Consider the following 13,085-nt stretch of genomic DNA (forward strand, 5'->3'; position numbering starts at 1 on the left):
CCGTGAGCTGTCCCCCCGCCGGGCCGAGCAGGCCCGGCAGGCTCTCGCCCGCGCCCAGCAGTGCCCCGGTGCCGTCCTTGCGGCGCAGCCCCAGGGAGAGCGCCTCGTGCCGCGCCGCGACCGCGGCCCGCTTGCGCTCCGCCGCGGTGGCCGCGTCCCGTGCGGCCCCGAGGTCGGACTCCGCCCGGGCGAGCTGCCGCTTGGCGGCCTCGTGCCGCTCGGCCAGTTCAGCGTCCCGCGCGTCCAGTCCCTCCACCTCGGCCCGCAGCTGCTCGTACTCCTCCTGGGCCGCGACCGCCCGCTCCTGGGCGGCGTCCCGGGAGGCCGCCAGCCGGTCGATCTCGGCCTGTGCCGAACCGGCCCGTCCGCGGGCCGCGTTGACCTGGCCGTTCAGCCGGGCGAGGCCCTCACGGCGGTCGGCGATGGCCCGGGCCGCGTCCCTGAGCCGGCGCTCCTCGGCCGCCAACTCCCGCTCCAGGACGGCGCGGTGGGCGGCCGTGTCCTCCAGGGCGTGCTCGGCCGCCTCCAGGGCCGCCGACAGCTCGGCCTCCTGCTCACGGATGCGGGCCGCTTCGCGTTCCATGTCCTCGGGTTCGCGCCCGCGGCGTTCCTCCTCCGGCGCCGTGGACGCGCTCTTCACCCGGGCTTCGGCGAGCGAGATCGTCCCGCGCACCCGCTCCGCCAGCTGGGAGAGGTCGTACCAGGTCTGCTGGGCCCGCTGGAGCCGCGGCGCCAGCCGCCGGACCTCGTCCTCCAGGTCCGCCTCCCGGGAGAGCGCCGCCTTGAGGTCCGCCTCCGCCGCCTCCCTGCGTCGCTTGAGGGCCGCCTCGTCGGCGATCTCGCTCCGCAAGGCCTCCCGGAGCCGCACCAGGTCGTCGGCGAGGAGGCGGAGCCGCGCGTCCCGCAGGTCCGCCTGGATGACGGCGGCCCTGCGCGCCACCGCGGCCTGCCTGCCGAGCGGCTTGAGCTGGCGCCGCAGCTCACCGGTCAGGTCCTGGACCCGGGCGAGGTTGGCCCCCATCGCCTCCAGCTTCCGCAGCGCCTTCTCCTTGCGCTTGCGGTGCTTGAGGACGCCGGCCGCCTCCTCGATGAAGGCGCGCCTTCCCATGGGATCGGCGTGCAGCACGGAGTCGAGCCGGCCCTGACCGACGATGACGTGCATCTCGCGGCCGATTCCGGAATCCGAAAGGAGTTCCTGGATGTCGAGCAACCGGCAGGTGTCGCCGTTGATGCGGTATTCGCTGCCGCCGTTGCGGAACATGATCCGGGTGATGGTCACTTCGGCGTACTCGATGGGCAGTGCGCCATCGGAATTGTCGATCGTCAACGACACTTCCGCGCGGCCCAGCGGTGGTCTGCCGGTCGTACCGGCGAAGATCACGTCTTCCATCTTTCCGCCGCGCAGCGATTTCGCCCCCTGTTCACCCATCACCCAGGAGAGCGCGTCCACCACATTGGATTTGCCGGACCCGTTGGGTCCGACCACGCAGGTGATCCCCGGTTCGAACCGCAGGGTGGTGGCGGAGGCGAATGACTTGAAACCACGCAGGGTCAGGGCCTTGAGGTGCACGCCGCCGGACTCTACCTTTCACTCTCGGTTTCGCTGATGAAGGTGCAGGGCACATCAGACGGTAGGCGAAGAGGGAGAGGCCGAGGCGAGGCCGGGGGGAATGAAAAAAGGGACGCCGGGGGCGTCCCTTGTCCATCGTGCGGTGTCCGTCGTGACGGATCGCCTACGGGCGGGGTGTCGTGCGGTTCCCGGCGCCCAGGACGACGATCCGTGACGGAGACATTCCGGTGATGCTCTCCAGCGACTGGCGCTTACTGCCGACCGGCCCGGATGGGCCCGCGGTCAGGTCAGCGCCGGCTCCGCCTGGGGTACGTCGATGTCGATGCTGTCGAGCAGCGACTCCTGGTGCTGGGCGGCGGCGCTCAGCGCGTCCTTCTCGTCCTGGATCCGGGCGAGCTCGGATTCCAGGTCGTGGACGCGCTTCTGAAGCCGTCGCATCTCGGCGAGGAGTCGCGGGTCGGAACCGCCGACGTAACCGAGAAGCGCCTTTGCCATGATGAATGGTCCTCCACACTGAGTGACCGACCGATGCGGTGTGGGTCGTATGGGAATCGCACCCGCGATGTTCGACAGTGAGTGGTCCTCACTGCGGTTCTGCCGTCAACCAGCACCGCCGAACAGCTGGGGTGCGCGGGGATTTCAGCGTCTCACCAAAAACTTTGACGGTCAACACGATCACACCCCGTGAGGCGGGTGTCCCGGGGCGCGCGGCTTCGGCGATCTTGCGGCGCGACTCTCCTACGGGACCCCGTGGGGTGTGTAGATCTTCGTCAATGCCGCAGCCTGGCACGGCATCCACTTCTTGGCAACCATGCTCCGTCGACGGCTGCTTTCGCAGGTCATTTCGGGTGCACCGCTCCCGGGCCCCTTCCTGCTCACCCACCGCCGCACGCCGGGCACCCTGCGAATCCGGGCCCCGGACGGCGGCCGGATCAGCGGATGGCGAATCCGTCGTAACCACCGCGGGGCGTGTCCCAGATCTCAGTCACGCCTTCCACGCGGCCGGGTGTGTCGCCGCGGGCCAGCCAGTCCAGCAGGCGGTGGCAATTCTCACGCGGTCCTTCGGCCACGACCTGCACCCGGCCGTCGTCCAGGTTGAGCGCGAAGCCGGTGAGACTTCCGATCTCCAGAGCGTTTGCCCTGGTGAACCAGCGGAATCCTACTTGCTGTACTCGGCCGCGTACCCATACGACGAGCCGTGCTTCTTCGTTCATGCCCGAACGCTAACGGGCCAATTGCCCGCGGAGCACCTCTGCCAAATACGCCATGGCGTACAGTCCCCTCGCAATAGCTCACCCGATCGGGTGAGTGATGGTGAACACGGTGACGCCGCAGTGGCGCTCCGAGCACGAGGAAGGCACAGCGCATGGGACGCCATCGACGCGCAGGCGCAGCCCCCGCAGCTGAGCGGCGAGCAGCCGTCGCCGACGGCAAAGGCCGCGGTGCCCGCCGGAGGAAGCGGGGCGCGACGCCTCTGCGCACCGGGCTGCTCGGCGTCTCCGCGGCTGTGGCCGTGGGCGCCGTCGCCGTCGCGTCGGGTCTGCTCCCCGGCGGCGACACCTACAGCGTCAGCGGCGGTTCCGCCGCGGACCAGGTGCGCGCGGGCGGCGGCGCCCCCGACCTGCTGACCCAGGGCGGCTCCTCCGCCGATCCCACCGACGGCGCCTCGGCCTCCGCGTCCGGGCAGGCCGGCAGGGGTACGGACCGCCCCGCTCCGCCCTCGACATCCGCCTCGGCCACCCCCGCCGGCACGCCGTCGGCCACCGCGTCCAAGGAGGCCGGCCGGCAGACGAAGGCGCCGTCGCGGACCGCGAAGCCGACGCCGTCCAGGACGCCGGAGCGGACGAAGGCGCCCTCCGTGAAGCCTGAGAGGAGCACGAGCCCGGCGGCGAAGGCACCGGCCGCGCCCAGGACGTCGTCGGCCGCGCCGGGCGGCGAGAGCTCCTCGCCGGCTGCCGCCTCCGCCCAGGAGGCGGTGCTCGCCCTCGTCAACTCGGAGCGCGCGAAGGTCGGCTGCCGTCCGGTCACCGCGAGCGCCCCGCTGACCGCTCTCGCCCAGAACTTCAGCGAGGACATGGCCGCCCGGGACTTCTTCGCCCACACCGACCCCGACGGCGCCAGTCCCTGGGACCGCGCGGCCAAGGCCGGAGTCGAGGGCCTCGGGGGCGAGAACATAGCCCGCGGCCAGGCCGACGCACAGGCGGTGATGGACGCCTGGATGAACAGCGACGGCCATCGTGCAAACATTCTCAACTGCGATTACACGACGCTCGGAGTGGGCGTGCACTTCGGCTCCGGCGGTCCCTGGTGGACGCAGGACTTCGGCTTCTGAGAAGCCGGCGGCCGAGGCCGGACAGCTGTTCCCGGGCCGGCGCCCTCCCGCACGCGATGGAGGCGCGGCCGCCGCTGCGCCACCGACCGCCCCCGGGCCCACTCCCGCGCAGCGCTCTCCCCGGGTGAGCGCTGTGCGGACGTAAGCTGACGTCATGAGTGAGCCGGAGACGCAAGAGGCGCGGGACGAGGGCGTGTTCCCGTTCGACGTCTTCTCACGGCAGTGCCCCTCGCGCGGGGCGCTGGAACACGTCACGGGCCGATGGGGCGGGCTGACGCTGGGGGCGCTGCTGGAGAGCGGCGCCCGCTTCAACGAGCTCCGCCGCCGGGTCGACGGAGTCAGCGAGAAGATGCTCTCCCAGACCTTGCACGCACTGGAACGCGACGGCCTGGTGCTCCGGGACGCGCGTCCCACCAACCCGCCACGCGTCGACTACGAGCTGACGCCTCTGGGGCGTGAGGTGGCCGGCCGGCTGCTCGGGCTCATCCACCTCCTGGAGAACCGGATGCCCGAGGTGCTCGAGGCCCGGGGCCGGTACGACGCCGCCCGCGAGGCCCGGTAGCTCATCCCCCACGCCTCCGGCCCGGGTCGCCCCGCCACCCGCCCCCGGCCCGCCGTCTATGCCGGCACGCGCGGCGGACGCTGGCAGCGGGGGCAGAAGTAGCTGGACCGGTTCATCCACGGCCGGCGGCGGATCGGCGTACCGCATCGGTGGCACGGCTCGTCCTCACGGCCGTACGCGTCGAGCGACCGGTCGAAGTAGCCGGACTCGCCGTTCACGTTGACGTACAGGCTGTCGAAGCTGGTGCCGCCCTGGGCGAGGGCCTCCCGCATCACCTCCCGGATGTGCCCGAGCAGCTCCGCCGTCCCGGGGCGGGTCAGCGTCGCGGTCGGCCGCTCGTAGTGCAACCTGCTGCGCCACAGCGCCTCGTCGGCGTAGATGTTGCCGACACCGCTGATCAGCGACTGGTCGAGCAGGGCCCGCTTCACCGTCGTGCGGCGCAGGCGCAGTGCCACGTGGAACGCCGCGTCGTCGAAGGCCGGGTCCAGGGGGTCGCGGGCGATGTGCGCGATGACGTCGGGCAGTCCGTCGGGGGTGTTGTCGTGCAGCGAGAGTCCGCCGAAGGTGCGCTGGTCGACGAAGCGCAGCTCCGTGCCGAGGGCGTCGTCGAAACGGATCCTGACCCGCAGGTGCTTCTCGTCCGCGGCCGCCTCCGGCTGCACGAGCAGCTGACCGCTCATCCCGAGGTGGCCGAGCATGGAGCACGCCGCCCCGTCGAGGGGGACCCAGAGGTACTTCCCGCGGCGCATCGCCGTGCCGAAGCGCAGGCCGGGCAGCCGGGCCGCGAAGTCCACGCCGCCGGCCGGATGGCGGCGGACCGCACGCGGGTGCAGGACCTCGACCTCGCCGACGGTGCGCCCGGTGACCCAGCGTTCCAGGCCGCGCCGTACGACTTCGACCTCGGGCAGTTCCGGCACGGTGGCACTCCTTCGGGGCGGGACGACACGGCGAGAGCCCCTCGGTGCACCAGGCACCGAGGGGCTCTCGGACTTGCTCAGGCCGGAGCGGCGTCCGTGGGAACCGGGGTGGCAGGGGTGTCGGCGGCCCCTGCCGCGGCGGCGGCCTTCGCCGCCTCCTCCCGTGCTTCCGCGGCGGCGCTGATCTCGCGCCAGGCGGACTCCGCCGCCTGCTGCTCCGCTTCCTTCTTGCTACGGCCGGTGCCGGTGCCGTACGAGACACCACCGACGCGAGCGGCAGCAGTGAAGGTCTTCTCGTGGTCGGGTCCGGTCTCCGTGACGAGGTACTCGGGGACTCCGAGGCTCTCGCTCGCGGTGAGCTCCTGGAGACTGGTCTTCCAGTCCAGGCCGGCTCCGAGGCTGGAGGACCTGTCGATCAGCGGGTCGAAGAGCCGGTGGACCAGCTCCGAGGCCGCGCCGAGGCCCTGGTCGAGATAGACGGCGCCGATCACCGCTTCAAGGGTGTCGGCGAGGATGGAAGCCTTGTCCCGGCCCCCCGTGCCCTCTTCACCGCGGCCGAGCCGGATGAAGGAGCCGAGTTCGAGGCCGCGGCCCACCTCCGCTAGCGCACGCGAGTTGACCACCGCGGCCCGCAACTTGGCCAGCTGGCCTTCGGGCAGGTCGGGGTGGGTGCGGTACAGCGTGTCCGTGACCACCAGGCCGAGCACCGAATCCCCGAGGAATTCGAGCCGCTCGTTGGTGGGCAGACCGCCGTTCTCGTATGCGTACGAACGATGGGTCAGCGCACGCACCAGAAGGGCGGACTCGAGGTGATACCCGAGCCGCCCTTCCAGAAGCGTGTGGGACGAGGCTGTGTTGACGTTGTCTGCCTGCTTCTTGGCGCTGGACAACTCAGACATCGGGCCTCTCACCAGCCGCTCAGACCTCGAGGACCTGGCGCTTGTTGTAGGTGCCGCAGCTCGGGCACGCAATGTGCTGGAGCTTCGGCTCCTGGCAACGCTCGCACGAAACCAGGGTGGGGACCGCAGCCTTCCACTGCGACCGGCGGTGGCGCGTGTTGCTGCGCGACATCTTCCGCTTCGGAACAGCCACGGCTACTTCTCCTGCTTCTCGTCGACGCCCGGTTCGGCGCCGCCCATGTTGTCCTTCTCGCCGTCCTGAACGGTCTCGGCGAGTCCTTGCAGTGCCGCCCAACGCATGTCGACGGCATCGTGGTGGTGGCCCGGATTCTCGTCCAGCCTGATTCCGCACTCGGAACACAGACCGGCACAGGTCTCCTTGCACACCGGCTGCAGCGGCAGTGCGAGCACCACCGCGTCCCGCAGCACAGGCTCGAGGTCGAACAGACCGTCCTCGAGAAAGAACCTGTCCTCGTCGTCCTCGGCGTCGTCGACCGGGTCCGCGGTCCTGCTGCGGTTCCGGTCATCGGCGTCAGGGTACGAGAACATCTCCTGGAAGTCCGCTTCGACATCGAGGCGCAGCGGCTCCAGACACCTTACGCACTCCCCCTCGGCCGTCGCACGGGCGGTCCCTGTGACGAGCACGCCCTCCATGACGGATTCGAGGCGGAGGTCCAGCGCCAGCGGCGCGTTCTCCGGTACACCGACGACCCCGTCGATGCCGAGGTCCTTCGGCGCCGGAACCGAGCGGGTCAGCCGCTTCAGGGCACCAGGACGCCGGCCCAGCTCGCGCGTATCGAACACGAGGGGGTTGCGGTGGTCGAGGTGGCCGTTCAGGGCTTCTCCTGCTTTCGAGCTCATGTGCGACGTGCGGCTTGGGGAGGGCCGCCCCGATCCGGAAGGGATACGGGCAGCCGGGATCGCGGACATACGCGCGACCGAACAGCCAGGATACTGGACGTACCGCCCAGGGCCCAATCCGGTCCGCCCGGCCGCCGGGGCGCCCGCCTCAGCGGCCCTGCTCGTACCGGCGCAGCTGCTCCAGGTCGATCATGCCGGTGTCGAACAGGCTGGTCTCGTCGAGCGCGCTCTCGCCCTGCCGCGCGGGCGCCTGAGGCTGCTGGGCGGAGTCCTGCGGCTGCTGCGCCCAGCCGTAGTCCTGCTGCTGGTCCGACGCGTAGCCGCCCTGCTGCTGGTAGCCGGCGTACGGGTCGGGCTGCTGCTGGTAGGGGGAGTACGGGTCCGCCTGCTGGAGCGGCTGCTCCTGGTATCCGTACGGCTGCGCGTACTCCGGCCCGGGCTGCCCCTGGGCGGGGAAGCCCGCCTGCGAGGGGTCCTGGTAGCCGGCCGGGGAGGAGGGATCCCGGTAGTCGGCCGCCGGGGCGTAGTCCGGCTGCGCGGGCTCCGCGTACTGCGGCTGCCCCAGGCGCTGCGGCGCCGGGGCCGCGGCCTCGGCGAGGCCCGCCCAGTGGTCCTCGTCACTGGTGTGCACGGGAGCGCCCCCGGCGTCCTGCGCCGCCATGTGCGCGCCGAGTTCGTCGGTGGCGACCCGGCCGTGCAGCTTCTGCCGGCCCCGGCCGACCGCCTCCAGGGTCTTGGCCAGCACCGCCTCGAAGGCGCCGAGCTTGGTGTCGACGTAGTCGTCCGCCCGCCGCCTGAGCGTCTCGGGGTCCGCGCTGCGCTCGGGGGCCTCCGCGAAGTCGGGGTCCTCGTAGCCCTGCGCGTCGAGCCCCTCACCGCGTCCCAGGAGCTTCTCCCGGCCGCGGTCGACGGAGCCGATGGTCTTGGTCAGGACGACCTCGAAGTTGGCGAGCTTGCTGTCGACGTACTCGTCGGCCTCGCCGCGCACCTCGTCGGCCTCCTGACGGGCTTCGGCGAGGATCCGGTCGGCCTCCGCCTGGGAGCGCCGGACGATCTCGGTGTCGGAGATCAGGGTGCCGCGCCGGGCGTGGGCCGCCTCGATGATCCGCTCGGCCTCCTGCCGGGCCTGCTCGACGAGCTGCTCCCGGCCGCCGATGAGCTCCTCGGCGTGGGCGAGGGAGTCGGGCAGCGCCTCGCGCACCTCCTCGAGCATCGCGAGCAGCTCGGCGCGGTTGACCACGCAGGAGGCCGACATGGGCATGGAGCGGGCGTTCCCGACCGTTTCGACGATCTCGTCGAGCTTCTTCTGCACGTCCACCGTGTGCTCGCCACTCTCTGCTGCTGTTGGAGACGGACGGGACGACTGTAAGGCCACCCGCCCGCCGCCCGACACCTGGTGGCGGGCGGCCGGTCCGTCACTTCTGGCCGAGGCGCTCCACGAGGGCCTGGTGGACCGTCGGCGGCAGCAGGTGCGAGACGTCGCCACCCCAGGTGGCGACCTCCTTGACCAGGGAGGACGACAGGAAGCTGTAGGTGGGGTTCGTCGGCACGAAGAGCGTTTCGACCCCCGAGAGCCCGTTGTTCATCTGGGCCATCTGCAGCTCGTAGTCGAAGTCGCTGACGGCGCGCAGGCCCTTCACGATGGCCGGGATCTCGCGCTGCTTGCAGAAGTCGACCAGCAGGCCGTGGAAGGACTCGACCTCGACGTTGCCGAAGCCCGCCGTGACCTCGCGGATCAGCTCGATCCGCTCCTCCACGGTGAACAGCCCCTTCTTGGACTGGTTGATCATCACCGCGACGTGCACGACGTCGTACAGCTTCGAGGCTCGGCCAATGATGTCGAGATGTCCGTTGGTGATGGGGTCGAACGACCCCGGACAGACGGCGCGGCGCAACGTGGTTCCCTCGCTCTCCGGTGCGGTCATCGTGCGTCTTCGCACGTGGAAGCGGCGCGACCGTACCAAAGCGTTCCCTCGCCGTAACGACGGGCCCGCAACGGCTCGAATCCCGGTGGCCAGGTGAACTCTCCGCCCCGTGTGCTCCGCTCCACCGTGACGAGGGCATCGCCGGAGAGCCACCCCTGAGCACGGAGTGTGAGCAGTATCTCGCCAAGATCGCCATCGGTGACGGCGTACGGCGGGTCCAGGAACACCACGTCGAACGGCTGCTCCGGTGCCGGTCCTGTCACGATCTGCTCGGCTCTGCCGGCCCGGACCTCGGCACCGGGAAGCCCCAGGGTGCGGACGTTGTCACGGACGGTGCGTACGGCCTTGGCGTCGGCCTCGACGAGCAGCGCGTGGGACGCTCCGCGGGAGAGCGCCTCGAGGCCGACGGCACCGGATCCGGCGTAGAGATCGGCGACGCGGACGCCGTCGAGGGTGCCCAGGAGCGCCTCCCACGTGGAGAACAGCCCTTCGCGTGCGCGGTCGGAGGTGGGGCGGGTGCCGGTGCCGGGCGGGACGGCCAGGCGGCGTCCGCCGGCCGCTCCTGCGATCACGCGGGTCATGGGTGTCTGGTCCTCGGGTCGCGGGCGGCGCGCAGGACGGGACGCGCGCCGTACTGCCACGATATGACGTCGCGGCTGGTCGCTCCCTCACCCCTTGTCGAGGTACTCCTCACGGTCCTTGTCCAGCAGCGCGTCCAGGGCGGTGCGCAGCTCGGGCAGCCCTTCGAGGTCCGGGTCGGCCGCGACGACGCGGACGGCCTCCTCCCGTGCCGCGGCGATGACCTCCTCGTCGTCGATGACGCTGAGCACCCGCAGGGAGGAGCGGACGCCGGACTGGGCCTGGCCGAGGACGTCCCCCTCGCGGCGCTGTTCGAGGTCGATCCGCGAGAGCTCGAAGCCGTCGAGGGTGGCGGCGACCGCGGAGAGCCTCGCTCGGGCCGGGCTCGCCTCGTGCGCCTCGCTGACCAGCAGGCAGAGGCCCGGCGCCGAGCCGCGTCCGACCCGGCCGCGCAGCTGGTGCAGCTGGGAGACGCCGAAGCGGTCGGCGTCCATGATGACCATCGCGGTGGCGTTGGGGACGTTGACGCCGACCTCGATGACGGTGGTCGCGACCAGCACGTCGGCCTGGCCGGCGGCGAAGCGGCGCATCACCTCGTCCTTGTCGTCGGGGTGCATCCTGCCGTGGAGCACCTCGACCCTCAGACCGGCCAGGGCGCCCGCGGAGAGCTCGCCGGCGAGGTCCAGGACCGCGAGCGGCGGGCGCTTCTCGGCGTCGTCCTCGGCGGCCGCCTTCTTCCCCTTCTTCTTCTCCGCCGCCTCCTCGGCGTCGTCACCGATGCGGGGGCACACGACGTACGCCTGGTGGCCGTTGCCGACCTCCTCGCGGACGCGCTCCCAGGCCCGGCTGAGGAAGTGCGGCTTGTCCTTCGCGGGGACGACGTGGCTGGCGATGGGCGAGCGGCCGGCCGGGAGCTGGTCCAGGACGGACGTCTCCAGGTCGCCGAAGACCGTCATCGCGACCGTACGGGGGATGGGGGTCGCGGTCATCACGAGCAGGTGGGGCGGCTGCTTCCCCTTGGAGCGCAGGGCGTCGCGCTGCTCGACGCCGAAGCGGTGCTGCTCGTCGACGACGACGAGGCCGAGGTCGTGGAACTTCACCTTGTCCTCGATGAGCGCGTGGGTGCCGATGACGATCCCGGCCTCCCCCGTGACGAGGTCGAGCAGCGCCCGGCGGCGGGCCGCGGTGCCCATGGAGCCGGTGAGCAGGACGACCTTGGTGCCGCGGTCGGAGCCGCCGAGCATCCCTCCCTCGGCGAGTTCGCCCATCATCTCGGTGATGGAGCGGTGGTGCTGCTGGGCGAGGACCTCGGTGGGGGCGAGCAGCGCCGTCTGCCCGCCGGCGTCGACGACGCGGAGCATGGCGCGCAGGGCGACCAGCGTCTTGCCGGAGCCCACCTCGCCCTGGAGCAGCCGGTGCATGGGGTGCCGGGTCGCCAGGTCGCCGAAGATCTCCTCGGTGACCTTGTGCTGGCCTTCGGTGAGGGTGAAGGGGAGCTTGGCGTCGAAGGCGTCGAGGAGGCCGTCGGGGACGGCTCCGCGGGCCACGGCCGGGAGCTGGGTGTCGGCGTACCGGCGGCGGGCGAGGGCCACCTGGAGGACGAAGGCCTCGTCCCAGCGCAGTCTCTCCCGCGCGGCGGCGATGTCCGCCTTGGTGTGCGGGCGGTGGATCCTGAGCAGCGCCTCGGGCAGGGGGACGAATCCGCGTCCCTCGCGCAGGGTCGGGGGCAGCGGGTCCACGGCGTCCACGGCGCTCGGCAGGACGGTGTCGACCGCCTTGGCGATGCGCCAGGAGTCGAGCTGCTTGCAGGCCGGGTAGATCGGCAACAGCTGTCCCGCGAAGGCGCCGACGGCCTCCGTCGCCTCGTCCTCGTCCCGGGTGTCGAGCAGCTGGTAGGTGGGGTGGGCGAGTTGCATCCTGCGGTTGAAGACGGAGACCTTGCCCGCGAACATCGCGCGCCTGCCGGGGAGGAGTTCCTTGTGGGGCTTGTGCACGCCGTGGCCGAAGAAGACCAGCTGGAGTCTGCCGCTGCCGTCGGTGAGGGTGACCTCGAGGCGCTTGCCGCGGCCGTTGTTGAACATCATGATCCGCGCGTCGGCGACCTGTGCGACCACGGTCACGTGCTCGTCCAGCGGGAGTTCGGCGAGCGCCGTGAGGCGGCCGCGCTCCTCGTAGCGCCGCGGGTAGTGGTGCAGCAGATCACCGACCGTGTGCAGGTCGAGGTGTTCGGCCATCACCTTCGCGGTGGCTCCGCCGAGCAGCTTCTTGAGGGGTTCGTCGAAAGCGGACACGCGGCCCATTGCACACCACGCCACTGACAGGTGTCGCGGGACACCGCGGCGCTGGGGCAGGCCCCCGGTCCTGGTCAGCGGTTCACTCGACGCCGATCAGCAGCGGGGCCGCCTGGTGGCCGCCCCGGTAGACCACCGTGTCGACGGCCAGGTGGCCTTCGCGGACGTGTGCGCACAGGTCGTCGGCCAGGGTGCCGGGAACGTCCTCGCCGAGGACCAGGGTGACGAGTTCGCCGCCCGCCGACAGCATCCGGTCCAGGACCGTGCGGGCGGTGCGGGACACGTCGTCGCCGATCACGGCGACGTCCCCGTCGATCAGGCCGAGGATGTCGCCGGCCTGGCAGACGCCGGCCGTGGTCCACGACCGCAGTTCGGCGACGGCCAGTTCGGCGTACCGGGTGGCACCGGCCGCCGCGGTCATGGCGACCACGTCCTCGTCGAAGCTGCGGTCCGGTTCGTGGACGGCGAGGGCGGCGATGCCCTGGACGGCGGCGCGGGTGGGGATCAGGGCCACCCGGACGCCTTCGGCGCGGGCCTGTTCGGCGGCCGCCGCGGCGGTGTGGCGCAGTCGCGCGTCGTTGGGCAGCAGGACCACCTCGCGGGCGTGGGCCCGGCGGATCGCGTCGACCAGTTCCCCGCTGGCGGGCGGCTCCCCCGGTCGTGCCAGCACCGTGGTCGCCCCCGCCTCCGCGCAGACGCCCGCGAGCCCGTCACCGGGGACGACGACGACGACCGCGCGCTGGGCCGGTTCCAGGCGGGCGCGGACCCGGTCGGCGGCGAAGTGGGTGATCCGGATCCGGTAGGGCCGGCCCGCCTCGACACCGGCCTCGACGGCCGCTCCCGCGTCGTCGACGTGCACGTGGACGTTCCACAGCCCGTCACCGCCGACCACCACCAGCGAGTCCCCCAGCGCGTCGAGCCGGTCGCGCAGCCGGCCGACGGCCTCGTCCCCGGCTTCCAGCAGGTAGATCACCTCGAAGGCGGGGCCGCCCTCCGGGTCCGCCTCGGCGCAGTCCCCGGTCAGCGGGAGCGCGCCGGGGTCCGCCGTGCGGACCGCGGGGGCCGGTGCCCGGCCGCCCACGGCCTCCAGCAGGGCACCGAGGACGGTCACCACCCCCTCCCCGCCCGCGTCCACGACGCCCGCGCGGC

The 13,085-nt window shown here is 71.9% G+C and carries 14 protein-coding genes; 2 read left to right on the forward strand and 12 right to left on the reverse strand.

From position 1 onward, the window contains the following. The 3 genes from ABZ371_RS19310 to ABZ371_RS19320 all read right to left on the reverse strand — a co-directional run. Window positions 1-1,570: AAA family ATPase (locus ABZ371_RS19310; protein WP_358680902.1), on the reverse strand; the 1,570-nt coding region annotated here is incomplete at its 3' end. A 282-nt stretch (window positions 1,571-1,852) separates the two neighbouring features. After that, a complete protein-coding gene (locus tag ABZ371_RS19315; protein ID WP_358680905.1) occupies window positions 1,853-2,065 on the reverse strand; it encodes a hypothetical protein in 213 nt (70 codons plus the stop codon). A 437-nt stretch (window positions 2,066-2,502) separates the two neighbouring features. Next, entirely contained in the window at window positions 2,503-2,784 is a 282-nt protein-coding gene (locus ABZ371_RS19320; protein ID WP_358680907.1) for an acylphosphatase, read from the reverse strand. A gap of 152 nt (window positions 2,785-2,936) precedes the next feature. Between ABZ371_RS19320 and ABZ371_RS19325 the strand changes: the two genes are divergently transcribed. Both ABZ371_RS19325 and ABZ371_RS19330 read left to right on the forward strand, forming a co-directional pair. Next, complete coding sequence (locus ABZ371_RS19325; RefSeq protein ID WP_358680910.1) at window positions 2,937-3,902, forward strand: CAP domain-containing protein; 966 nt, start codon at window positions 2,937-2,939, stop codon at window positions 3,900-3,902. 154 nt (window positions 3,903-4,056) lie between these two features. Beyond that, window positions 4,057-4,464: a helix-turn-helix domain-containing protein gene (locus tag ABZ371_RS19330; protein WP_358680913.1), complete on the forward strand. Its 408-nt coding sequence runs from the start codon at window positions 4,057-4,059 to the stop codon at window positions 4,462-4,464. Window positions 4,465-4,520: 56 nt separating this feature from the next. Here ABZ371_RS19330 and mutM read toward each other — a convergent pair whose 3' ends face one another. The 9 genes from mutM to ABZ371_RS19375 all read right to left on the reverse strand — a co-directional run. Continuing rightward, window positions 4,521-5,381 (reverse strand): bifunctional DNA-formamidopyrimidine glycosylase/DNA-(apurinic or apyrimidinic site) lyase, encoded by an 861-nt coding sequence (gene mutM / locus ABZ371_RS19335; protein ID WP_358680916.1) that lies wholly within the window; start codon window positions 5,379-5,381, stop codon window positions 4,521-4,523. A 77-nt stretch (window positions 5,382-5,458) separates the two neighbouring features. Continuing rightward, on the reverse strand, window positions 5,459-6,280 hold the full coding sequence (gene rnc / locus ABZ371_RS19340; protein ID WP_358680919.1) for a ribonuclease III: 822 nt from the start codon (window positions 6,278-6,280) through the stop codon (window positions 5,459-5,461). Between the two features lie 19 nt (window positions 6,281-6,299). After that, entirely contained in the window at window positions 6,300-6,473 is a 174-nt protein-coding gene (gene rpmF, locus ABZ371_RS19345; protein ID WP_003965982.1) for a 50S ribosomal protein L32, read from the reverse strand. A gap of 2 nt (window positions 6,474-6,475) precedes the next feature. Continuing rightward, on the reverse strand, window positions 6,476-7,141 hold the full coding sequence (locus ABZ371_RS19350) for a DUF177 domain-containing protein (protein ID WP_358680927.1): 666 nt from the start codon (window positions 7,139-7,141) through the stop codon (window positions 6,476-6,478). Between the two features lie 148 nt (window positions 7,142-7,289). After that, the gene (locus ABZ371_RS19355) at window positions 7,290-8,459 is read right to left on the reverse strand and encodes a cell division initiation protein (RefSeq protein ID WP_358680930.1); all 1,170 of its coding nucleotides are present in this window, start codon (window positions 8,457-8,459) and stop codon (window positions 7,290-7,292) included. Window positions 8,460-8,556: 97 nt separating this feature from the next. Next, the gene (gene coaD, locus ABZ371_RS19360; protein ID WP_358680942.1) at window positions 8,557-9,036 is read right to left on the reverse strand and encodes a pantetheine-phosphate adenylyltransferase; all 480 of its coding nucleotides are present in this window, start codon (window positions 9,034-9,036) and stop codon (window positions 8,557-8,559) included. Window positions 9,037-9,062: 26 nt separating this feature from the next. Next, window positions 9,063-9,647, reverse strand: coding sequence for a 16S rRNA (guanine(966)-N(2))-methyltransferase RsmD (gene rsmD, locus ABZ371_RS19365; protein ID WP_358680933.1), 585 nt, complete (start codon window positions 9,645-9,647; stop codon window positions 9,063-9,065). Window positions 9,648-9,734: 87 nt separating this feature from the next. Further along, window positions 9,735-11,945 (reverse strand): ATP-dependent DNA helicase RecG, encoded by a 2,211-nt coding sequence (gene recG, locus ABZ371_RS19370; protein WP_358680936.1) that lies wholly within the window; start codon window positions 11,943-11,945, stop codon window positions 9,735-9,737. Between the two features lie 73 nt (window positions 11,946-12,018). Beyond that, window positions 12,019-13,085, reverse strand: a 1,067-nt coding sequence (locus ABZ371_RS19375) for a dihydroxyacetone kinase (RefSeq protein WP_358680939.1), incomplete at its 5' end; no start/stop codon positions are given.

Origin of the sequence: Streptomyces sp. NPDC005899 (genome assembly GCF_040629645.1) — a bacterium.
GTDB lineage: Bacteria > Actinomycetota > Actinomycetes > Streptomycetales > Streptomycetaceae > Streptomyces.